Origin of the sequence: Rhodocyclus purpureus (assembly GCF_016653115.1) — a bacterium.
Classification (GTDB): domain Bacteria; phylum Pseudomonadota; class Gammaproteobacteria; order Burkholderiales; family Rhodocyclaceae; genus Rhodocyclus; species Rhodocyclus purpureus.
Window position 1 is genome coordinate 12,949 of the sequence record NZ_NHRX01000009.1, and the last position, 20,953, is coordinate 33,901.

18 protein-coding genes and 2 pseudogenes are annotated in these 20,953 nt (G+C 67.0%); 9 read left to right on the forward strand and 11 right to left on the reverse strand.

The genetic code is table 11. The features are described 5' to 3' along the window. Positions 1 to 40 precede the first annotated feature (40 nt). Positions 41 to 295, reverse strand: coding sequence for a 30S ribosomal protein S16 (gene rpsP / locus CCR84_RS00945; RefSeq protein WP_201209061.1), 255 nt, complete (start codon positions 293 to 295; stop codon positions 41 to 43). A 308-nt stretch (positions 296 to 603) separates the two neighbouring features. On the opposite strand from rpsP, the gene CCR84_RS00950 reads away from it, so the two are divergent. Continuing rightward, positions 604 to 954, forward strand: coding sequence for a DUF2069 domain-containing protein (locus tag CCR84_RS00950; protein WP_201209062.1), 351 nt, complete (start codon positions 604 to 606; stop codon positions 952 to 954). Positions 955 to 973: 19 nt separating this feature from the next. Here CCR84_RS00950 and CCR84_RS00955 read toward each other — a convergent pair whose 3' ends face one another. From CCR84_RS00955 to CCR84_RS00970, 4 genes and pseudogenes are all read right to left on the reverse strand, one after another. Next, positions 974 to 2,512, reverse strand: coding sequence for a 2-isopropylmalate synthase (locus CCR84_RS00955; RefSeq protein WP_201209063.1), 1,539 nt, complete (start codon positions 2,510 to 2,512; stop codon positions 974 to 976). A gap of 79 nt (positions 2,513 to 2,591) precedes the next feature. Next, positions 2,592 to 5,699, reverse strand: a pseudogene (locus CCR84_RS00960) (efflux RND transporter permease subunit). Positions 5,700 to 5,712: 13 nt separating this feature from the next. After that, the gene (locus CCR84_RS00965) at positions 5,713 to 6,849 is read right to left on the reverse strand and encodes an efflux RND transporter periplasmic adaptor subunit (protein ID WP_201209064.1); all 1,137 of its coding nucleotides are present in this window, start codon (positions 6,847 to 6,849) and stop codon (positions 5,713 to 5,715) included. Between the two features lie 36 nt (positions 6,850 to 6,885). Continuing rightward, on the reverse strand, positions 6,886 to 8,172 hold the full coding sequence (locus tag CCR84_RS00970) for a TolC family protein (RefSeq protein ID WP_201209065.1): 1,287 nt from the start codon (positions 8,170 to 8,172) through the stop codon (positions 6,886 to 6,888). 116 nt (positions 8,173 to 8,288) lie between these two features. Between CCR84_RS00970 and CCR84_RS00975 the strand changes: the two genes are divergently transcribed. Both CCR84_RS00975 and CCR84_RS00980 read left to right on the forward strand, forming a co-directional pair. Further along, complete coding sequence (locus CCR84_RS00975; RefSeq protein ID WP_201209066.1) at positions 8,289 to 8,969, forward strand: response regulator; 681 nt, start codon at positions 8,289 to 8,291, stop codon at positions 8,967 to 8,969. Then, positions 8,953 to 10,326 carry a sensor histidine kinase gene (locus CCR84_RS00980; RefSeq protein WP_201209067.1) on the forward strand — a complete coding sequence of 458 codons (1,374 nt, stop codon included), beginning with the start codon at positions 8,953 to 8,955 and terminating at the stop codon, positions 10,324 to 10,326. The genes CCR84_RS00975 and CCR84_RS00980 overlap by 17 nt, the downstream gene beginning before the upstream one ends. Positions 10,327 to 10,349: 23 nt before the next feature. Here the strand turns inward: CCR84_RS00980 and pssA are convergent, their stop codons facing one another. The 4 genes and pseudogenes from pssA to CCR84_RS01000 form a co-directional block, all read right to left on the reverse strand. Further along, a complete protein-coding gene (gene pssA / locus CCR84_RS00985) occupies positions 10,350 to 11,111 on the reverse strand; it encodes a CDP-diacylglycerol--serine O-phosphatidyltransferase (RefSeq protein WP_201209068.1) in 762 nt (253 codons plus the stop codon). A 209-nt stretch (positions 11,112 to 11,320) separates the two neighbouring features. Continuing rightward, on the reverse strand, positions 11,321 to 12,337 hold the full coding sequence (ilvC, locus tag CCR84_RS00990) for a ketol-acid reductoisomerase (RefSeq protein ID WP_201209069.1): 1,017 nt from the start codon (positions 12,335 to 12,337) through the stop codon (positions 11,321 to 11,323). A gap of 83 nt (positions 12,338 to 12,420) precedes the next feature. Continuing rightward, complete coding sequence (gene ilvN, locus CCR84_RS00995) at positions 12,421 to 12,912, reverse strand: acetolactate synthase small subunit (protein ID WP_201209070.1); 492 nt, start codon at positions 12,910 to 12,912, stop codon at positions 12,421 to 12,423. An 11-nt stretch (positions 12,913 to 12,923) separates the two neighbouring features. Continuing rightward, a pseudogene (locus CCR84_RS01000) lies at positions 12,924 to 14,657 on the reverse strand (acetolactate synthase 3 catalytic subunit); the annotation flags it as partial. A gap of 111 nt (positions 14,658 to 14,768) precedes the next feature. Here CCR84_RS01000 and CCR84_RS01005 point away from each other — a divergent pair. Genes CCR84_RS01005 through CCR84_RS01020 form a run of 4 tightly spaced genes read left to right on the forward strand, consistent with a single transcriptional unit; the run spans position 14,769 to position 16,736 of the window. Beyond that, positions 14,769 to 15,335 carry an RNA polymerase sigma factor gene (locus CCR84_RS01005; protein ID WP_201209118.1) on the forward strand — a complete coding sequence of 189 codons (567 nt, stop codon included), beginning with the start codon at positions 14,769 to 14,771 and terminating at the stop codon, positions 15,333 to 15,335. Then, a complete protein-coding gene (locus CCR84_RS01010; RefSeq protein WP_201209072.1) occupies positions 15,332 to 15,721 on the forward strand; it encodes a DUF3619 family protein in 390 nt (129 codons plus the stop codon). The genes CCR84_RS01005 and CCR84_RS01010 overlap by 4 nt, the downstream gene beginning before the upstream one ends. Beyond that, positions 15,691 to 16,311: a DUF3106 domain-containing protein gene (locus tag CCR84_RS01015; RefSeq protein WP_201209073.1), complete on the forward strand. Its 621-nt coding sequence runs from the start codon at positions 15,691 to 15,693 to the stop codon at positions 16,309 to 16,311. Before CCR84_RS01010 ends, CCR84_RS01015 begins: the two co-directional genes overlap by 31 nt. Then, the gene (locus CCR84_RS01020) at positions 16,311 to 16,736 is read left to right on the forward strand and encodes an RDD family protein (protein ID WP_201209119.1); all 426 of its coding nucleotides are present in this window, start codon (positions 16,311 to 16,313) and stop codon (positions 16,734 to 16,736) included. Before CCR84_RS01015 ends, CCR84_RS01020 begins: the two co-directional genes overlap by 1 nt. A gap of 37 nt (positions 16,737 to 16,773) precedes the next feature. Here CCR84_RS01020 and lptG read toward each other — a convergent pair whose 3' ends face one another. Both lptG and lptF read right to left on the reverse strand, forming a co-directional pair. Further along, the gene (gene lptG, locus CCR84_RS01025) at positions 16,774 to 17,847 is read right to left on the reverse strand and encodes an LPS export ABC transporter permease LptG (protein WP_201209074.1); all 1,074 of its coding nucleotides are present in this window, start codon (positions 17,845 to 17,847) and stop codon (positions 16,774 to 16,776) included. Further along, entirely contained in the window at positions 17,844 to 18,917 is a 1,074-nt protein-coding gene (gene lptF / locus CCR84_RS01030) for an LPS export ABC transporter permease LptF (protein WP_201209075.1), read from the reverse strand. The genes lptG and lptF overlap by 4 nt, the downstream gene beginning before the upstream one ends. A 69-nt stretch (positions 18,918 to 18,986) precedes the next feature. On the opposite strand from lptF, the gene CCR84_RS01035 reads away from it, so the two are divergent. Both CCR84_RS01035 and CCR84_RS01040 read left to right on the forward strand, forming a co-directional pair. Next, entirely contained in the window at positions 18,987 to 20,483 is a 1,497-nt protein-coding gene (locus tag CCR84_RS01035; protein ID WP_201209076.1) for a leucyl aminopeptidase, read from the forward strand. 40 nt (positions 20,484 to 20,523) lie between these two features. Next, positions 20,524 to 20,949: a DNA polymerase III subunit chi gene (locus CCR84_RS01040; RefSeq protein WP_201209077.1), complete on the forward strand. Its 426-nt coding sequence runs from the start codon at positions 20,524 to 20,526 to the stop codon at positions 20,947 to 20,949. Positions 20,950 to 20,953 lie beyond the last annotated feature (4 nt).

The following is a 20,953-nucleotide window of genomic DNA, read 5'->3' on the forward strand; positions in this document are numbered from 1 at the left end:
GACGCGAGAATGGACGCTAATCGACGCAAAACGCGGACGATCAGGCGGCAGCCTTGGCGCCGGCTTGCTTGACCAGACGGGCAACCGTCGGCGACAGTTGTGCGCCCTGTCCGACCCAGTAGTTCAGGCGGTCGGCGGCGATGCGCAGGCTTTCCTCGGAGGCGGCAGCGACCGGGTTGTAGAAGCCGATGCGCTCGATGAAGCGGCCATCGCGGCGGGTACGCGAATCCGCAACCACGAGGTTATAGAACGGGCGCTTCTTGGCGCCGCCGCGAGCCAGTCGAATGACTACCATGACACTCTCTTCCGGGATAAGAAAAAGGGCAAGATTATAACAAGAAACCACGGGAAAACAAGCCGATATTCCGTGCCCGACGCGGGCGGCGGGGTGCGGCGCGATGCCGGGGCTGCCGCGCTGCGGCAAAGCCGCCCACCGGCGCCGCTATAATTCGCCCTGCCCGAGTTCCTGCTGCGGCAAGTCGTCGCGCGCTGCGTCCACAGGTGGCCGGAACCAAGGCCCGACGACGGACTCTCAGTGCCTTGCCCTTGCGGCGAACGTCGCGCCTCCCCCAACACTCCCTGCCTTCACCGGACACTTCCCCGATGACCCGATTCGCTTCCTACGCGTCTTCCTTCAGCCTGATCGCGCTGATCTTCCTCTGCCTAGCCTGGGAGTTGCGCCTGGCGCCGCTGGCCCCGGGAGGCACCTGGATGGCCCTGAAGGCCTTGCCGCTGCTGCTGCCGCTGTTCGGAATCCTGAAGGGGCGCCGCTACACCTACCAGTGGTCGACCATGCTGATCCTCGCCTACTTCGCCGAAGGCATCGTGCGCGCGACGACCGAGCACGGCCTGTCGCAGGCACTGGCGGTCGCCGAGACGCTGCTCTCGCTTGTATTCTTCGTTGCCGCGGTCGCCTACGCCTACCGCACCCGGCCGTCGCGGCAGACGGCATGAATCATGCCGTCCCCGGCTGTCAGACGCCCTGCGGGTTCACGCGTTCGAGCGACGAGCGCAGCTTGTTCAACGCGTTCAGGTAGGACTTGGCCGAGGCGATGACGATGTCGGTGTCGGCACCGGCACCGTTGACGATGCGGCCGTCCTTTGCCAGGCGGACGGTGACTTCGCCCTGCGCGTCGGTGCCGGTGGTGATCGCATTGACCGAGTAGAGCAGCAGTTGCGCGCCGCTGCCGGCGACCTGCTCGATCGCGCGGAAAGTGGCGTCGACCGGACCGCTGCCGGTGGACTGCGCCTTCCTCTCGACGCCGTCGACGGTGAGCGTGATCTGCGCCAGCGGCGTCTCGCCGGTTTCGGAGCAGACGTGCGAGTAGACGAGCTTGTAGTGCTCGTTCTCGGCGGTGACACCCTCGTCGGAGACGAGTGCCTGCAGGTCCTCGTCGAAGATCTCGGTCTTCTTGTCGGCGAGTTCCTTGAAGCGCGCGAAGGCGGCGTTGAGCGCCTCGTCGCCGGCCAGCTCGATGCCGAGTTCGGCGAGCCGCGTCTTGAACGCGTTGCGCCCGGAGAGCTTGCCGAGCACCAGCTTGTTCTGCGCCCAGCCGACGTCCTGCGCGCGCATGATCTCGTAGGTCTCGCGGTGCTTCAAGACGCCGTCCTGGTGGATCCCCGACTCGTGCGCGAAGGCGTTGGCGCCGACGATCGCCTTGTTCGGCTGGACCGGGTAGCCGGTGATCTGCGAGACCAGCTTCGACGCCGGGACGATCTGCGTCGTGTCGATGCGCGTGTCGACGGTGAATACGTCGGGTCGCGTCTTCACCGCCATCACCACTTCCTCGAGCGCGGCGTTCCCGGCGCGCTCGCCGAGACCGTTGATCGTGCATTCGACCTGGCGCGCGCCGGCCATCACCGCGGCCAGCGAGTTGGCCACCGCCATGCCGAGGTCGTTGTGGCAGTGGGTCGACCAGATCACCTTGTCGGCGCCGGGAACGCGCTCGATCAGCGTGCGCATGCGCTCGCCCCACAGCGCCGGGATCATGTAGCCGACCGTGTCGGGGACGTTGAGCGTGGTGGCGCCGGCCTTGATCACCGCCTCGAACACGCGGCAGAGGAAATCGATCTCGGAACGGCCCGCGTCCTCGGCCGAGAACTCGACGTCGTCGGTGTATTCGCGCGCAAACCTGATCGCCCGTACCGCCGCCTCGACCACCTCGTCGGGGCTCATGCGCAGCTTCTTCTCCATGTGGATCGGGCTGGTCGCGATGAAGGTGTGGATGCGCTTCCTCGGCGCCGGCTGGATCGCCTCGCCGGCACGGCGGATGTCGTTCTCGTTGGCGCGCGCCAGCGAACAGACGGTCGAATCCTTGATCACCTCGGCGATGCCGCGGATCGCCGCGAAGTCGCCGGGCGATGCTGCCGCGAAGCCGGCTTCGATCACGTCGACGCGCATGCGCTCGAGCTGGCGGGCGACGCGCAGCTTCTCGTCGCGGGTCATCGATGCCCCCGGGCTCTGCTCGCCGTCGCGTAAGGTGGTATCGAAAATGACCAGACGTTCTTTCATGGCGGACTCCGCAAGGCTGAATCGCCCGACTATAAACAGTTCGCAATCGCAGTGTCAATTTACGACGGGGACGCGCAGCTCAACGCAGGTCCTGGTCGTCGGCGTCCTTGCCCACGGGGCCCGAGCGGCACACCAGGGGGAAGAGCAAGGGCAGCAGCAGCAGCGTGAATACCGTCGCCGAGACGATGCCGCCGACGATGACGACGGCGAAGGGTCGCTGCGTCTCCGAGCCGATTCCGTGCGACAGCGCCGCCGGCAGCAGGCCGAGACCGGCCATCAGCGCGGTCATCAGGATCGGCCGCAGGCGGGTGACGGCGCCCTCGCGCACGGCCTCGGCGAGCGGCTTGCCGTCGCGCACGCCTTCGAGGAACTGCTCGACCATGATCACGCCGTTCTGCACCGAGATCCCGGCGACGGCGATGAAGCCCACCGCGGCCGACACCGACAGGTGCAGGCCGGCCAAGGCCAGCCCGGCGATGCCGCCGATCCAGGTGAAGGGCGCCATGAACAGCACCAGCAGCGCGAAGCGCATCGACTTGAAGGCCCAGAAGAGCAGCACGAAGATGCCGAGCGTCGATAGCGGGACGATCACCATCAGCCGCTTCAAGGCGCGCTGCTGGTTCTCGAACTGGCCGCCCCAGGTCATGCGGTAGCCGGCCGGCAGATGCACCTGCTGCTTGACCTTGGTCATCGCCTCGGCGACGAAGCTGCCCTGGTCGCGACCGAGCAGGTTGGCCTTGACCGCGACTTAGCGACCGCCCGACTCGCGACCGATGCGCGCCGGCCCCTGCCTGACCTCGATCGCAGCGATCTCGGCAAGCGGGATGCTGCCGCCGCCGGGCAGCGCGACCGGCAGTTCGCCGACGTCGTCGACGGCGTCGCGGAAAGGCCGCTGCAGGCGGACGGTGATGTCGAAGCGGCGGTCGCCCTCGCTGAAGCTGCTCACCGCGGCGCCGGCGAGCGCGGTCTGCACGGTGCTGTTCACGTCGGCCGAACTGATCCCGTAGCGTGCCATGCGCACGGGGTCGAGCGTGACGTCGAGTTCGGTCTGGCCGCTGACGCGGATCGCGGCGACGTCGGCCGAACCACGGATCCCGCGCAGGACGCCGACCACCTGCTCGGCCTTGTCTTCGAGGATGTCGAGGTCGGAACCGAAGATCTTGATCGCGATCTCCCCCTTGACCCCGGAAATCGACTCCTCGACATTGTCGGCGATGACCTGCGAGAAATTGGTCGGGACGCCGGGGATGACGCGGATCTTCCGCGTCATGTCGGCGATCAGTTGCTCCTTGTCGGCGAAGCGCCACTCGCCGCGCGGCTTCAGGTCGGCGAGGATCTCCATGTTGTTCGGCCCCTTCGGGTCAGTGCCGTCGTCGGGGCGGCCGACGTGGGTGATCAGCTTGTTCACCTCCGGATAGCCGAGCATGATGCGGCGGATCTCGCGCTCGACCTCCTTGGTCTGGTCGAGGTTGGTCGCCGGCGGCAGCGTCACCGTCAGCCAGATGTTGCCCTCGTCGAGCTTGGGCAGGAACTCGCTGCCGAGCGTCGTCGCCAGACCGAGCGAGAGTGCGAGCGTGGCGAGCGAGCCGGCGACCAGCGCGCGACGATGGCCCTCGATGCGGACGAGCAGATCACGATAGCGCTGCTGCCAGCGCGCCATCCACGCACTGTGCTTCTCGGCGAGGTCGCCGTTCCTGATGTAGTAGGAGACCAGCGCCGGGGTCAGCGTCAGCGTCAGCAATATCGCACCGAGGATCGCGAACGACAGCGTGTAGGCCATCGGCGAGAAGATCTTGCCCTCGACGCGCTCGAAGGTGAAGATCGGCAGGAAGGCCAGGATGATGATCGCCTTCGAGAAGAGGATCGGGTGCCCCATCTCGATCGCGGTGCGCTTCAGGGTGAGCATCCGCCACTGCAGGCTCTGATGCTGCGGATTCCCGTGCGCGAGCGCGAGCTTGACCATCAGCGCCTCGACCAGGACGACGGCGCCGTCGACGATGATGCCGAAGTCGATGGCGCCGAGCGATATCAGGTTGGCGGCGACGCCGCGGCTGTTCATGATGACGAAGGCGATCAGGAGCGCCAGCGGGATCACCACCGCGACCGCCACCGCGGCGAACCACGAGCGCAGGAAGACGAGCAGGATGGCGACGATGAGGACCGCGCCGACGACGAGGTTCTCGACCACCGTATGCACCGTGTGCGCAACGAGTTCGGTGCGGTCGTAGATGGGCAGCAGGCGAACCCCGGCCGGCAGTTGCGTGCCGAGCGCCTCGATCTCGCGCTTGAGTTCGGCAACCACCTTCGACGCGTTCTGCCCCTTGGTCATCTGCACGATGCCGACGACGATGTCGTCACGCTCGTTGAAGGCGACGATCCCGGAGCGCTGGCGTGCGCCGATGACGACTTCGGCGACGTCGCCGACCAGCACCGGCTTGCCGTCGTAGACGGTGACGGTGATGCGCGCGATCGCGTCGACGCTGCCGAGCAGGCCGATCGAGCGCACCACCAGTCCTTCGTCGCCGCGGCGGATGATGCCGCCACCGGCGTTGGCGTTGTTGGCCGAGATCGCCTGCGCCAACTGGTCGATGCTGACGCCGAACTTGCGCAGCCGGGCCGGATCGACGCGCACCTGGTATTCCTTGACCGCGCCGCCGAAGCTGACGACGTCGGCGACACCGCCGACGCGACGCAAGGCCGGGCGGATCACCCAGTCCTGCAGCGCGCGCGCCTCGTGGGCCGGCATGCCCTCGGGCACTTCCAGCGCGTAACGGTAGATTTCACCGACCGCGGTGGTCAGCGGCGCCAGCGTCGGCTGCACGCCGGGCGGCAGCGTGACGTTGCCGAGCTTCTCCAGCGTCTGCTGGCGCGCGAAATAGTCGTCGGTGTTGTCGGCGAAGGTCAGCGTGACGATAGACAGCCCTGTCATCGACACCGAGCGCAGCTGCGTCATGCGCGGGACACCGCTCATCTCGCGCTCGATCGGCAGGCTGATGCTGCGCTCGACCTCGGCCGGCGCCAGCCCCGGAGCCTGCGTGACGACGTTGACCTGCACATCCTGCACGTCGGGGAAGGCCTCGATCGGCAGGTTCCCGACCGCGTACCAGCCGGCGGCGATCAGCGCGCAGACCGCGGCGAGGATGAAGACCCGCTGCTGCAGCGCGAAGGTGACGAGGCGCTCGATCATCGTGCTGTTCGCCTCAGTTGCCGGACAGTTCGGCGTTGAGCAGCAGCGCACCGGTGGTGACGACGCGCTCGCCGGCACTCAGCCCCTCGCCGACGAAGCTCGCCTCGTGCCCGCGCCAGGAAAGCCTGACCTGGCGCTTCTCGATCACGCCGGCTTCCTTTTCGACGAAGACGAAGTCGTTAACGCCCTCGGTGACGATCGACTTGTTCGGGACCCGCGGCAGGTGCCTGCCTTCGCTCTCCAGCGTCACGCGCGCGAACATCTCGGGCTTCAAGAGGCGTTCGGGATTCTCCACCGCGCAGCGCACCGGCACCCGCCGCGACTGTGGGTCGACGACGTCGCCGACGGCGAGGACGCGACCGGGGAAGCTCTTCTGCGGCCAGGCATCGACCTCGATGCCGACCGACTGGCCGACGCGCACCCTGGCCAGATCCTTCTCCGGCAGTTCGGCGATCACCCACAGTCGCGAGGGGTCGCTGACGACGAAGAGCGGCTTGTCCTGGTCGGGACGCACCTCCATGCCGGGGTTGGCCTGGCGCTCGGTGACGATTCCCGCCAGGGGTGAGTTCAACGCGAATCCGCCCTGCGCGGCCAGCGGGCGCAGGTTGCGCAGCCGCGCATGCGCGCGCTCCGACTCGGCGCCGGCGGCGGCCAGCTCGTTCTCGGCGGACTCGACCTCCTTGCGCGCGATCGCGTCGTGCTCGAAGAGCAGGCGGGCGCGCTCGAACGCCGCCCGGCGCAGGCGCAGTTCGGCGTCCGCCTTGTGGAGGTCGGCGTAATCGGGAATGTCGAGAACGGCGAGCCGCGCGCCGGCGGCGACGGCATCGCCGGCCTGCACCGGCAGCGCCAGGATGCGCCCGGCCGCCGGCGCGAAGACGCGCGCGGTGACATTGTCGTCGTAGGCGACGCGGGCGTTGAGCGCCTCGATCAGCGGGGCAGGCAAGGCCGCGACCGCCTCGATGTGCAGGTAGGAAAGCTGCGGCGCACCGGGCTGGATGCGCAACGTCCGCCCGCCCTCGACCTGGATCGCGGGCGGCGGCGCCGCTTCGACCGCGGCCGGAGGGCTGACGTGGGTTTGCCAGAGATAGGCTGCTGCGGCGAGCAAGGCGACGGCCGCGGCTGCGAGGGCGAGGTTGTTCCTGGTGTTCATCGGCGGTTCGTTCCCGTTCTTCGCTGATGCGCAGGCTCACTGCGCGCTCGCTGCGCGCCAGGCGGCGAGCGCGCGGGCATGGTCGGCGCGGGCGTTGGCGGCTTCCAGCTGGACCTGCTGCCAGGTGCGGCGCGCGTCGAGCAGTTCGAGCAGGCTGCTCGCGCCGCGCGCATAGGCGAACTCGGCCGCGCGGAGGACGCGCTCGGCATCGGCGAGCAGCCCGCCTTCGAGGCGCAGGCGACGTTCGCGACTGGCGGCGAGGTCCGCTGCCGCCTGCTCGATCTCGCCCTGCGCCTGCGCCCGGGTCTGCCCGAGGGATTCCCGTGCCATCTGCAAATCGGCCTCGGCACGCGCGATCTCGCCCTCGTACTCATGGTTCACGAACAGCGGCGCGCTGACGCCGACGCCGAAGCTGTTGCCGGGCAGGTTCTGCTGGTTGCGCTCGAACTGCAGGCCGAGGCTGAGGTCGCGCGTCTTCAGCGAGCGCGCCAGATCGCGGGCCTTCCCGGCGGCTTCGAGACGTGCCAGCGCGGCGCGGACGTCGGCACGCTGCGCCGGATCGGCGCTGCCGGCATCGGCGCCCTCGCCCGGCGCAGGCCACCCGTCGCTGGCGACGAGGCGCGCGGCATTCCCCTCCTCGCCAATCAGGTAGGCGAGCGCGACCCGCGCCCGCATGCTCGCGGCCTGGGCCTGGCGCGCATCGTTCTCGACACGCTGCTGCTCGACGCGCAGGCGCGACAGGTCGGCGCCGGAGATGTCGCCGGCACGATGGCGCAGCTCGCTCGTCGCCACGCTCCTGCGGTAGAGCGCGGCGGTGTCGGCGGCGATCCCTTCGGCTTCCTGGGCGAACAGCAACCCGTAGTAAGCGCTGGTCAGCGCTTGCAGTTGCTGGCGCGCGACATCGTCGCGATCGTCCCGCACCGCCTGCAGCATCGCGTCGGCGGCCTGCCGGCGCAGTTCACGCTTGCCGCCACGCTCGAACACCTGCTCCACGCGCAGGATGCTGTCCATCCGTTTGTCGCGCAGCGAGCCCGCGCCGAAGCCTTCCTGCGGGCTGATCGAAGCGAGGTTGAGCGAGGCCTGTGGATTCGGCGCCCTGTCCGCGCTGCGCAGATCCGCCTCGGCACCGCTGACAGCCGCCTCGGCAAGGCGCAACTCGCGGCTGCGCTCACGCCAGCGGCGTTCGGCCTCGGCGAACGAAAGGAGCAGTTCGCTCCGCCCGCCGGGCACCTCACTCGCGACAGAAGCTGCCGCAAGCGCCGGCAAGCCCGGCCCAGCCGCGGCGCCGGCAGCAAGCTGGCAGCAACACAACAGTGAGGTCATCGCCAGGCTGCGCCGAAGCTGCATTGCGTCCTTTCCCGATTGATGTCGGGTTCATGGCGAAGGTCGCCAAGCCCAACGCTGGTATTCTAGGCAGCCTCGCTGACCGATGACTGACGATGCACCTGCTTCTCATTGAAGACGATAGCATGCTGGCCGACGGACTGCTGCGCGCACTGCGCCAGTCCGCGTACGTCGTCGACTGGGTCAGCGACGGCAGACAGGCCGACCAATGGCTCACCGGCCAGGACTACGACCTCGTCATCCTCGACCTGGGACTGCCCGGGCTTGAGGGCGGGGAGGTGCTGCGCCGGCTGCGCGAGCGCCGGCAACGGCTACCGGTGCTGATCCTGTCGGCGCGCGAGGCACTCGAGGAACGCGTGCGCCTGCTCGATCTGGGCGCCGACGATTATCTGGTCAAGCCGGTCGCGCTCTCGGAACTCGAGGCGCGGGTGCGCGCGCTGATCCGCCGCGGTCGCGCGACGCCCGAGCCGATACTGACGATCGGGGCGCTGCGCGTGGACACCGTCGGCAAGCGCGCCTGGCTCGCCGACACCCCGCTCGACCTGACGGCGGGCGAATGGGCTGCGCTCGAATTTCTCGCGGCCCGCCCCAACCGCGTCGTCAGCAAGGAACAGATCATCGCCTCGCTCTACGGTTGGGACGAGGAAATCACTCCGAACGCCGTCGAGAAGTCGATCTCGCGCCTGCGCGCCAAGCTCGAACCGGCCGGCGTCGTCATCCGCGCCGTGCGCGGCCTCGGCTACTACCTCGAAGCCGGCAATGGCCCGACCGCCTAGCCTGCGCCGACAGTTGCTGCTGCGCTTGTTGCCGGCGATGCTGCTGCTGATCGTCGCCGGCGCCTTGGTCGCCTACTCGGTGGCGCTGCGCAGTGCCGTTCACGCCTACGACCGGGCGCTGCTCGACAGCGCGCTGGCGCTCGCCGGCCAGATCCGCGTCGTCGACGGCAAGCCGAGCCTGATCCTGCCGCACGCGGCGCAGGAAATCCTGCTCACCGACAAGGACGACGAGATCTTCTTCCGCGTGCTCGGCGCCGACGGGCAGGACATTGCCGGCAACGACAAGCTGCTGCCGCCCGCAGTCGCGCCGGGAGCCGAGCAGCGCGTCTATTACGACGCGGCGATCGACGGCCGCCCCCTGCGCGTCGCCGCGCTGTTCACCGAACGCGAGGGCATTCCGCTGACCGTGCTCGTCGCCGAGACACTGATCAAGCGCAACAATCTGGCGTGGGAAGTGCAACTCGGCATGCTGCTGCCGGAACTCGCGCTGGTGATTGCGACGCTGGCGCTGGTCTGGTTCGGCGTCCGCTCGGGATTGCGTCCGCTCGACGAGCTGCGCCGCCAGCTCTCGCGCCGCTCGCCGACCGACCTGCGCCCGATCGAGGACGGACCTTTTTCCGAGGAAATCGCCCCGCTCGTCGCCGAACTCGACGCACTCCTGCAGCGCCTCGACGACTCGCTCGACGCGCAGAGACACTTCGTCTCCGACGCCGCGCATCAACTGCGCACGCCGATCGCCGCACTGCAGGCGCAGATCGAACTGGCGCTGCGCACGACCGAGGGCGAGCAGACGGCAGCGCTGGCAACCGCGCTGGCGGCGGTACAGCGGCTGGCGCACCTGGTACGGCAGCTGCTCGCGCTGGCGCGCGCCGAACCGGGCGCGCAGGCCGCGACGACGTCGGTCGAGCTCGACGAGTGCGTGCGCCAGGTCGCCGAAACGATGCTGCCGCGCGCCTTCGCCGCGGGCATCGACCTCGGCTTCGCGCTGCAAGCGGCGCGTGTCAGCGGCTCGCGCCTGCTGCTCGAGGAAGCGATCGCCAACCTGATCGACAACGCGATCCGCTACACGCCCGCGCCGGGCACGGTCAATGTCAGCGTCGGCAGCGAAGCCGGCAGCGTCGTCCTGCGCGTCGAGGACAGCGGACCGGGGATTCCGCCCGCAGCGCGCCAGCAGGTGTTCGAGCGCTTCTTCCGGCTGCCGGGAAACCAGCGTGAAGGATGCGGCCTCGGCCTGGCGATCGTGCGCCGGATCGCTGCGCAGCACGGCGCAACGGTCAGCATCGGCGAATCGGCCGAGCTAGGCGGGACCGCGGTCGAAATGCGCTTCCCGCCTCCCGTGGCCCCGGCGAGCGACTGAGCGGTGCGCCCCGGTGCTGCGGCTCAGGACCTGGCCGGGGTCTTCCTGCGCGCGAGGCGAATCGCCGCCTGAACGTAGCCGGAGAGCGAATACGCGACGAAGAGCAGGAGCAGCGCCACCGGCGTGTCGTAGGCGATGATCGCCATCGCAAACGCCATCGCGACGACGGCGACGAAGGGGACGCTGCGGCGCAGGTTGATGTCCTTGAAGCTGTAGAAGCGGACATTGGTGACCATCGTGCAGCCGGCGTAGATCAACACCGCGCAGGCGATCCAGCGCACGTCGAAGGCGGCGATGCCGTTGTCGATCGCCACCCAGACGCAGCCGGCGACCAGCGCTGCCGCCGCCGGACTCGGCAGCCCCTGGAAGTAGCGCTTGTCGGCCACTTCGAGCGTGGTGTTGAAGCGCGCCAGCCTGAGCGCGGCGCCGACGCAGTAGATGAAGGCGGCGATCCAGCCGATGCGGCCCATGTCCTTCAAGGCCCATTCGTACATCACCAGCGCCGGCGCAGCGCCGAAGGAGACCATGTCGGAGAGCGAGTCGTACTCGGCGCCGAAGGCGCTCTGCGTGCGCGTCAGGCGGGCAACGCGACCGTCGAGTCCGTCGAGGACCATGGCGACGAAGATCGCAACCGCTGCCTGCTCGAAGTTCCCCTTCATCGCCTGGACGACGGCGAAGAAACCGCAGAACAACGACGCGGTCGTGAACAGGTTGGGGAGGACGTAGATGCCGCGGCGACGCAGTTCGGGATTGAAGAGTGTCTTGCGGGGTTTGATGTCGGGCATGTTCAGGCGGATTCGGCCAAATCGGTCAGCGGGCAAGCATACACCTTTTCGCCGCGGCTTGCGGCAAGCGGCCAGCGCGCCGGACGGAGCAGGCTGCAAACGACAGCGGGCACGACCTGACGGCCGTGCCCGCATGGGACAGTATGAATCATGCTGCCCTTTAAACTCCGGGACAGTATTATTCATACCGTCCCCAGGAAATGTAATGCTTAGTTCTTCGACTGATCGACCAGCTTGTTCTTCTTGATCCACGGCATCATGTCGCGCAGCTTCTCGCCGACCTGCTCGATCGGGTGCGCGGCGTTGAGGCGACGGTAAGCGGTCATGCTCGGGTAGTTGGTCTTGCCCTCGAGGATGAACATCTTCGCGTACTCGCCGGTCTGGATGCGCTTCAGGGCCTTGCGCATCGCTTCGCGCGAAGCGTCGTTGATGACCTCGTGGCCGGTGACGTACTCGCCGTACTCGGCATTGTTCGAGACCGAGTAGTTCATGTTGGCGATGCCGCCTTCGTACATCAGGTCGACGATCAGCTTCAGCTCGTGCAGGCACTCGAAGTAGGCCATCTCCGGCGCGTAGCCGGCTTCGACCAGGGTCTCGAAGCCCATCTTGACGAGTTCGACGGCGCCACCACAGAGGACGGCCTGTTCGCCGAAGAGGTCGGTTTCGGTCTCTTCACGGAAGTTGGTCTCGATGACGCCACCCTTGGTGCCGCCGTTGGCCGCCGCGTACGACAGCGCCAGGTCCTTGGCCTTGCCCGACTGGTCCTGGTAGACGGCGATCAGCGTCGGCACGCCGCCACCCTTCAGGTACTCGGAGCGCACCGTGTGGCCGGGGCCCTTCGGCGCGATCATGATCACGTCGAGGTCGGCACGCGGGACGATCTGGTTGTAGTGCACGTTGAAGCCGTGCGCGAAGGCGAGCGCAGCGCCCTTCTTCATGTTCGGCTCGATGTCGTTCTTATACACGTCGGGCTGCGACTCGTCGGGCAGCAGGATCATGACGACGTCGGCTTCCTTGACGGCTGCGGCGACTTCCTTGACGTTGTGGCCGGCGGCTTCAGCCTTCTTCCACGAAGCGCCGTCGCGGCGCAGGCCTACCGTCACATTGACGCCGGATTCCTTGAGGTTCTGCGCGTGGGCGTGGCCTTGCGAGCCGTAGCCGACGATGGTGACCTGCTTGCCCTTGATCAGCGAGAGGTCGGCGTCCTTGTCGTAATAAACTTTCATGGTGTTCCTTTCTGGTGCGTGAGCACGTGAATGAGCGAGCGGGAGGAGCGCGCGCGACGGCCGGCAGCGGCCGCCACGTCGACTCAAACCTTGAGGATGCGGTCGCCGCGGCCGATGCCGCTGACGCCGGTACGAACGGTTTCGAGGATGAGGCTACCGTCGAGCGCCTGGATGAAGGCGTCGAGCTTGCCTCCGGCACCGGTGAGTTCGATCACGTAGGTCGATTCGGTGACGTCGATGATGCGGCCGCGGAAGATGTCCGCCATGCGCTTCATCTCCTCGCGGTCCTTGCCGGCGGCGCGGACCTTGATCAGCATCAGCTCGCGCTCGATGTGCGCGGCTTCCGACAGGTCGACGACTTTGACGACGTCGATGAGCTTGTTCAACTGCTTGGTGATCTGTTCGAGGATTTCCTCGGAACCCGTGGTGACGATCGTCATCCGCGACAGCGAAGCGTCTTCGGTCGGCGCGACGGTCAGCGACTCGATGTTGTAGCCGCGTGCGGAGAACAGACCGGCGACGCGCGACAGCGCGCCGGCTTCGTTTTCCAGGAGGATCGAAATGATGTGTCGCATGTGCTCGCCCCTTACAGATCTTCAGCCAGAATCATTTCCGACAGGCCCTTGCCGGCCGCCACCATCGGGAAGACGTTGGCCGCAGGATCGGTCTGGAAATCGATGAAGACCAGTTCGTCCTTGTGCTCGATGAATGCCTTCCTGAGCGCCGGCTCGACGTCCTCGGGCTTCTCGACGCGGATGCCGATGTGGCCGTAGGCCTCGGCGAGCTTGACGAAGTCGGGCAGCGAGTCCATGTACGAACCCGAGTAGCGGCTGCTGTAGAACATTTCCTGCCACTGCCGCACCATGCCGAGGTAGCGGTTGTTGAGGCTGATGATCTTGATCGGCAGGCGGAACTGCTTGGCCGTCGACAACTCCTGGATGTTCATCTGGATCGAGCCCTCGCCGGTGACGCAGACCACCTGCTTGTCCGGATTGGCCAGTTTGGCGCCCATCGCGTAGGGCAGGCCGACGCCCATGGTGCCGAGGCCGCCCGAGTTGAGCCAGCGGCGCGGCTCCGTGAAGCCGTAGTACTGCGCGGCCCACATCTGGTGCTGGCCGACGTCGGAAGTGACGATCGCCTCGCCGCCGGTGATCTCGCGCAGCTTCTCGATCACGTACTGCGGCATGATGTGCTCGCCCTTGGTCGAGTACTTCATGCAGTCCTTCGCACGCCACTCGGCGATGCGCTCCCACCATTCGGCGAGCGCCTTCTCGTCGGGCTTGGCGTTGTCGGCTTCGAGCAGGCGCAGCATCTCCTCGAGCACGTCGGGAACGTTGCCGACGATCGGCACGTCGACCTTGACGCGCTTGGAGATCGACGAGGGGTCGATGTCGATGTGGATGATCTTGCGCGGTACCTCGCCGAAGTGGTCGGGGTTGCCGATGACGCGGTCGTCGAAGCGCGCACCGATGGCGAGCAGGACGTCACAGTTCTGCATCGACAGGTTGGCCTCGACCGTGCCGTGCATCCCGGGCATGCCGAGGAACTGGCGGTCGTTGGCCGGATAGGCACCGAGGCCCATCAGCGTGTTGGTGATCGGGAAACCGAGACGGCGCACGAGCTTGGTCAACTGCTCGGAACCGTTCGAGAGGATGACGCCGCCGCCCGTGTACACCATCGGCCGCTTGGCTTCGAGCAGCAGTTGCACCGCCTTGCGGATCTGCCCGAGGTGCCCCTTGACCACCGTGTTGTACGAGCGCATCTGGATCGTCTTCGGGTACTCGAACTCGCACTTCGCCGCGGTCACGTCCTTCGGGATATCGACGACCACCGGTCCGGGACGGCCGGTATTGGCGATGTAGAAAGCCTTCTTCATGGTCGACGCGAGATCACGCACGTCCTTGACCAGGAAGTTGTGCTTGACGCAGGGGCGCGTGATGCCGACCGTGTCGCATTCCTGGAACGCGTCCGAGCCGATGTAGTCGGTCGGCACCTGGCCGGTGATCACCACCAGCGGGATCGAGTCCATGTACGCGGTGGCGATGCCGGTGACGGCGTTGGTCGCGCCGGGGCCGGAAGTCACCAGCGCGACGCCGACCTTGTGCGAGGAACGCGCAAAACCGTCGGCAGCATGCACGGCAGCCTGTTCATGGCGGACCAGAACATGCTTGACCTTGTCCTGCTTGAACAACTCGTCGTAAATATGGAGAACTGAACCGCCCGGATAGCCGAAAACGTACTCGACCTTTTCTTCCTGGAGGGACCTGATTACAATCTCCGCACCGGTCATCATCATAGCCGTCGCCCTAGCAAGCTGAGTGCTCGAAAAAGCCGCTTACGTTAATGCCTGAGCACCGTTTGGTCAAGGTGCACGCCACCAGAGGAGGCGCAAAACAGGCCGCGACCGCCGGTTTCTCAAAGGAATCCCCCCCTGGCCAGCCAACGCGAACTGTCCGATTTTCTTGCCGCCAGCGAACGCCGCGCCTTCAAGCAGGCGATGTTCGCCGTGCATAACGAGGAAGCCGCGCTCGACATCGTCCAGGATTCCATGATGAAGCTGGCCGAGAACTACGGTGAGCGGCCTGCGACCGAGTTGCCGATGCTCTTCCAGCGCATCCTGCAGAACACGATCCGCGACTTCTACCGGCGCAGCAAGGTGCGCTCCTTATGGACGACGCTGTTCTCGGCGCTGTCGCCGAACGACGACGACGACGAGCACGACCCGCTTGAAACGCTGCAGACGCAGGCCGGCAGCGAGTCGCGCGAGACCCCGCACGCGCGCTTCGAGCAGGCGCAGGTCCTCGAACTGATCGAAAAAGAAATCATGGCGCTGCCGCCCCGTCAACGCGAAGCCTTCCTCATGCGTTACTGGGAGGAAATGGACGTTGCCGAAACCGCCCAGGCGATGGGCTGCTCGGAAGGCAGCGTCAAGACGCATTGCTCGCGCGCCACGCACACGCTGGCGGCGGCGCTCGCAGCAAAGGGAGTGAGCTTATGAACGAATCCGAAGAACTGCAGTTCGCCCGGCAGCTCAGGCTGCGCCTGAACCGCGGACTGCACGAACTACCCCCGGAAACCGGCGAATGTCTGCGTGCGGCGCGAGAGCGCGCGCTGGAACGGCAGCGCGTAATCGTTCGCCACTCCAGGCTGGCCTCGGTCGGCGATTACTTCCACTCGCACTTCGATCGTTTCCATATCGACCAGATCCTGATCGCCGTCCTGCTCGCGCTCGGCATCGCGCTGACCACCTACTGGAACGCCGAGCAAAGCGTCGCCGAGATGGAAGAGATCGACAGCGCGCTGCTCGCCGACGACCTTCCCGTCGAGGCGCTCACTGACCAAGGCTTCGCCACATGGTTAAAAGACTCCTCCACGGAGCAATAGCGCTGGGTCTGTGTTCTGTCGTCTGGGCGGCGCCCGCCGGCGGCGTCGCGCCTGGCGTCGTCGCCACGCCACCGCAACCGAAGTGGAGCGAACTGAGCGTCGAGCAGCAAAAGATCCTGGTGCCGCTGGCCAGTGACTGGAACAACATGGAAAACTATCGGCGCAAGAAGTGGCTGGGAATTGCTCAGCGCTTCGCGACGATGAAGCCCGAAGAACAGGCGCGCGTCCAGGTACAGATGTACCGTTGGGCACGCCTGACGCCGCAGCAAAGACAGGCCGCGCGTGAGAGATACCAGACGGTGACCCGGCTGCCACCCGAACAGAAGCAGGAACTGAAGGAAAAGTGGGAGGCCTACTCGAACCTCCCCGAAGACGAGAAACGCCGTCTGCAGCAGCAGGCGGCACAAGCCGCGCGGCCGGCCGCAACTCAGCGGACGAGTCGGCACGCGCCACCGGCGGGCGTGCAGCTCCCGACGCCCCTGCCGGCGCCCGCGTCAGCCGCCGCGGCCAAACCCGCCAGCGACCCCCCGCCTGCCTCGACGATGGCGGCCCCACCTGCTGCTTCCGAGCAGACTCCTACACTTCCGTGATGATCGATAAAGACGAAGCAGCCCCGGGCATCGCCCGGCGCCTGGCCAGCATGGCCTATGAACTGATGCTCTTGCTCGCGGTACTGCTCTTCCTGCTGGTGCTACCGCAATGGGCGTTTGCCACCTTCGCGCAGCACGCGCCGTCGCCGGCGATCGTGCGCGCGCACTTCTTCCTCACCCTGCTGCTCTATTTCGGCTGGTGCTGGACGCACGGCGGCCAGACCCTGGCGATGAAGACCTGGCGCCTGCAACTGTGCGACGCGAGCGGCGGCCCGGTCCGCTGGGGGCAGGTGCTGCTGCGCTACACGCTCTGCTATCCGAGCCTCTTGCTCGGCGGAATCGGCATCCTCTGGGCCCTGTTCGACCGCGACCGCCAGTTCCTGCACGACCGCATCGCCGGCACGCGCATAAGGGTCAAAGTGTGACGGGGACAATATGAAACATACTGTCCCCAGGTAACTTTTAGCGCCGCTCGACCCAGGCGATCATCGCCATCGCTGCGAGCAGGAAGATCGCCGACGGGGCGACGGCGCTGGCGAACGGCGGCCAATTGTTGATCACACCGAGGCTCGAGAAGAGGCCGTTGAGCATGTGAAAGAGGATCCCGATCATCACCCCGGAGAAGATCTTCAGGCTGACGCCGCCGACGCGGTCGTGACGGTAGCCGAAGGGCAGCGCCAGCGCGACCATGACGAAGGCGGCGAGCGGATAGACGAGCTTCTTCCACAGCGCGATTTCGTAGCGCTCGGTCTTCTGGCGGTTGTCCGCCAGATGCCCGATGTACGCGGTGAGGTTCGTGAGCGACATGCGCTCGGGAACGACCAGCAGTACCGAGAGGATGTCGGGATTGAGCGCCGAGCGCCACAGCATCTCGGGCTTCCTCTCGACCTGCGCCCGGTCGCCGTCGAGCAGGGTCTGCACGACGCCGGAGAGGCGCCAGGTGGAATCACCCGCATACTCGCCTGACTGCGCCTCGCTCACCGCGCGCAGCCTGGCCTGCTCGTCGAAGTCGTAGATGCGGATCTTGCTCAGGCGCGCGTCGGGGGATACGGAGCCGACATTGACGAAGGTCCGCTCGTCCTTCACCCAGAGGCCGGTGCGAAAGTCCTGCGCGACGACGCGGCCGACCGATTTCAGCCGCTGCTGGTTGGCGGCGCGCTCGGCCGGGGGCGCGACGAATTCGCCGATGACGAAGGTGGCGACCGCGGCTATCGCCGCGACGACGAACAGGCTGCCGAGCAGCCCGCGCGTCGACAAACCGGAGACGCGCAGCACGGTGATCTCGGAATGCCGCGCCAGCGTGGACAGCCCGTAGAGCGTGCCGATCAGCACCGCCACCGGCATCAGTTCATAGGTCCGCCCGGGCAGGCGCAGGAGAACGTAGAGCACCGCGTGCCGCAATTCGTAACCGCCACGACCGACGTCCTTCAACTCGGCGATCATGTCGAAGAAGCCGAACAGGGCGAGGAAGGCGACGAGGACGAGGAGGACCGCCCCGCTCGTCTCGCGCAGCAGGTAACGCTGATAGATCTTCATCGGCGCAGGATCGAAGTGACGGCGATGCGCCGGTAAAAGAGTATCGGCAACAGCGCCAGCATCAGGAGGTGCACCGAGAGCGTGCCGAGCACGAACGACAGCTTGCCCTGCGCCACCCAGGCCTGGCTGATCGACAAGAGGTTGCTGTAGATCATGTAAAGACACAGCGCCAGGAACAGGTTGGCCGAGCGACCGACGCGCGGATTGACGAAGGACAGGGGAATCGCCAGCAGGATCAGGACGACCGTCGACAGCGGGATGCCGATCCGCCAGAGCAGTTCGGCCTGGTTGTCAGGCTGCGGATTGCGAATCAGGTCGCGCGTGGACAGGTAGCGCGGCGTGCGCTCGATGCCCTGCGCCTCCCGCGTTTCGATGCGCAGCGCGTAGCGGTCGAATTCGAGGATGCGGAACTCGGCCGTCCCGGGCTCCACCTCGTAGCGGCGCCCGTTCTCGAGCACCATGAAGCGATCGCCGTTGGCCGCGGTCTCCTGACGCCCGGTCGCCGCCATGGTCACGCCGAGACGCTGGTTCTGCAGCGAACTGACGAAGACGTTGCGGACCAGGCTCGCGTCATCGGCGACAGCCTCGACGAAGATCACCCGCTCGGCGTTCCTGGCTTCCTGGAAAGCACCTGGCGAGACCTGCGAGACATCGGCACGCGCGCTCAGCTTCTGGCGGAACTCGGCGCTCTGCGACAGTGCCCACGGCGACAGGAAGAAGGAGAGCACGGCGATCGCGAACAGCAGCGGCGCAGCGAAGACGAGCACCGGCCGCACCCACGCGGTCAGCGACAGCCCGGAGGAAAACCAGACCACCATCTCCGAATCGCGATAGCAGCGCGAGAGCGTCAGCAGGATGGCGACGAACATCGCCAGCGACAGCAGGATCGGCAGGTAGTTGAGCGCCGTAAAGCCGAGCAGCGCGACCACCGCCCCGGGAGACACCTTGCCTGCGGCCGCCTCGGCCAGCAGGCGGATCAACTGGGTCGTCGCCATGATGGCGAACAGCGCGACGAACACGCCCGCCGCCGAGTGTGTCAGCTCGCGCCGGACGGCGCGATGAAAGATCATCTTTTGACTTTAGCGAAATACAGCAGTGATAATTGTTTGCAGGAAACTTCACTGACGGAGGGTCGGGGCGTGAAATTTAGCATAAAAAGCGGCAGTCCGGAGAAGCAGCGCAGCGCCTGCGTCGTCGTCGGCGTCTTCGAATCGCGCAAACTCTCCGCCCCCGCCCAGGCGCTCGACAAGGCCGCTGGCGAGTACCTCGAGAAGGTCCTCCGCGGCGGCGACATGGACGGTAAGGCCGGTTCGACGCTGATGCTGCACCAAGTTCCGGGAACACTGTGCGAGCGCGTGCTGCTCGTCGGTCTCGGCAAGGAAAAGGAGTTCCGCGCCAGGGAGTACGCCCGAGCGATCCGCTGCGCAGTGAAGACACTCAATGACAGCGGCGCCACCGATGCAGTCCTCTACCTCACCCTGCTCGACCTCAGGAAACGCAGCCTGGCCTGGCGGATCCGGCAGGCGACGATCGTCGCGCGGGAGACGATCTACCGTTTCGACCGCTTCAAGAGCAAGCAGGACGAAGCCCGTCATCGCCTGCGCAGGATCGGCTTTGCCGTGGACAAGCGTGCCGACGTCGCTGCGGCCGAAGTCGCGCTGGCGCAGGGGATCGGCATCGGCGAAGGCATTGCGCTGACGCGCGACCTCGGCAACCTGCCGGCCAACCATTGCACGCCGGCGCACCTCGCCGCCACCGCGCAGGCGCTGGCGCAGGAATACGGATTCGACTGCGAGGTGCTCGAAGCCCCCGAGATGGAAGCGCTCGGGATGAATGCACTGCTGGCGGTCGGCCGCGGCTCGCGGCAGGCGCCGAAGCTGATCGTCGCGCACTACCGTGGCGGCAAGGAAGGAGAAGCGCCGCTGGTCCTCGTCGGCAAGGGAATCACCTTCGACAGCGGCGGCATCTCGCTCAAGCCGGGCGCCGACATGGACGAGATGAAGTACGACATGTGCGGGGCCGCGACCGTGCTCGGCGTGCTCAAGGCCTGCGCGGCACTGCAGCTGCCGCTCAACCTCTCGGTGATCGTCCCGACCGCCGAGAACATGCCGAGCGGCGACGCGACCCGCCCCGGCGACATCGTCACCTCGCTGTCCGGGCAGACGATCGAGATCCTCAACACCGATGCCGAAGGCCGGCTGATCCTCTGCGACGCGCTCACCTACGCCGAACGCTTCGCACCGAAGACAGTCATCGACGTCGCCACGCTCACCGGCGCCTGCGTCGTCGCCCTGGGCCACGTCGCCAGCGGCCTGTTTGCCAACGACGAGGCGCTTGCGCACGAACTCCTCGCTGCCGGCGAGGCTGCGAACGACCGCGCCTGGCAGTTGCCGCTGTGGGACGACTACCAGGAACTGCTGAAGAGCCCCTTCGCGGACATGGCCAACATCGGCGGCCGCTGGGGCGGCGCCATCACCGCGGCCTGCTTCCTCTCGCGCTTCACGAAGAAATACGAGTGGGCCCACCTCGACATCGCCGGCACCGCCTGGAAGAGCGGCGCCGACAAGGGTGCCACCGGGCGGCCGGTCTCGCTGCTAGCGCACTACCTCCTGCAGCACGCCGGGCTTGCCCTTTGACGGACGGGCACCGCATCGACACAGGTAGAGGCAGACGCCAGTGACGCAGGTCTTCTTCTACCACAACGCCAGCGATCCCATCGCCGCGGCGGCGAGCCTGATCGGCAAGGCCTTCGCGAAGAAGAAGCCGCTGCTCATCCACGCGCCCGACGCAGCGATCGCCGACGCGCTCGACCGGGCCTTGTGGCTGCACCCGCCTGGCAGCTTCGTCGCGCACGTGCGCGCCGACTCGCCGCTCGCTGGCGAGACGGCGGTGCTGATCACGGACAATCTCGACGCGCCGCCGCAGTGCGAGCGCCTGTTCAACCTCGGCGCCGACATCCCCGCCGGCGCCGGGCGCTTCGCCTCGATCATCGAAGTCGTCGGTGACGATCCGGAGGTCAGGGCGCGCGGCCGTGAGCGCGTCCGCCGCTACCGCGAGCTCGGCTTCGCGGTGTCGTTCTTCGACCTGGCCGGCCGCGGCTGAAGCT

Bases quoted from the DNA above. Each gene is read 5' to 3' on its own strand.
- CCR84_RS00970 (WP_201209065.1), bottom strand. From the start codon at position 8,172: ATGACCTCACTGTTGTGTTGCTGCCAGCTTGCTGCCGGCGCCGCGGCT.
- CCR84_RS01020 (WP_201209119.1), top strand. From the start codon at position 16,311: ATGATCGATAAAGACGAAGCAGCCCCGGGCATCGCCCGGCGCCTGGCC.
- CCR84_RS00975 (WP_201209066.1), top strand. From the start codon at position 8,289: ATGCACCTGCTTCTCATTGAAGACGATAGCATGCTGGCCGACGGACTG.
- lptG (WP_201209074.1), bottom strand. From the start codon at position 17,847: ATGAAGATCTATCAGCGTTACCTGCTGCGCGAGACGAGCGGGGCGGTC.
- pssA (WP_201209068.1), bottom strand. From the start codon at position 11,111: ATGCCCGACATCAAACCCCGCAAGACACTCTTCAATCCCGAACTGCGT.
- CCR84_RS01015 (WP_201209073.1), top strand. From the start codon at position 15,691: ATGGTTAAAAGACTCCTCCACGGAGCAATAGCGCTGGGTCTGTGTTCT.
- CCR84_RS00980 (WP_201209067.1), top strand. From the start codon at position 8,953: ATGGCCCGACCGCCTAGCCTGCGCCGACAGTTGCTGCTGCGCTTGTTG.
- ilvN (WP_201209070.1), bottom strand. From the start codon at position 12,912: ATGCGACACATCATTTCGATCCTCCTGGAAAACGAAGCCGGCGCGCTG.
- ilvC (WP_201209069.1), bottom strand. From the start codon at position 12,337: ATGAAAGTTTATTACGACAAGGACGCCGACCTCTCGCTGATCAAGGGC.
- CCR84_RS00955 (WP_201209063.1), bottom strand. From the start codon at position 2,512: ATGAAAGAACGTCTGGTCATTTTCGATACCACCTTACGCGACGGCGAG.
- lptF (WP_201209075.1), bottom strand. From the start codon at position 18,917: ATGATCTTTCATCGCGCCGTCCGGCGCGAGCTGACACACTCGGCGGCG.
- CCR84_RS00965 (WP_201209064.1), bottom strand. From the start codon at position 6,849: ATGAACACCAGGAACAACCTCGCCCTCGCAGCCGCGGCCGTCGCCTTG.
- rpsP (WP_201209061.1), bottom strand. From the start codon at position 295: ATGGTAGTCATTCGACTGGCTCGCGGCGGCGCCAAGAAGCGCCCGTTC.
- CCR84_RS01010 (WP_201209072.1), top strand. From the start codon at position 15,332: ATGAACGAATCCGAAGAACTGCAGTTCGCCCGGCAGCTCAGGCTGCGC.
- CCR84_RS00950 (WP_201209062.1), top strand. From the start codon at position 604: ATGACCCGATTCGCTTCCTACGCGTCTTCCTTCAGCCTGATCGCGCTG.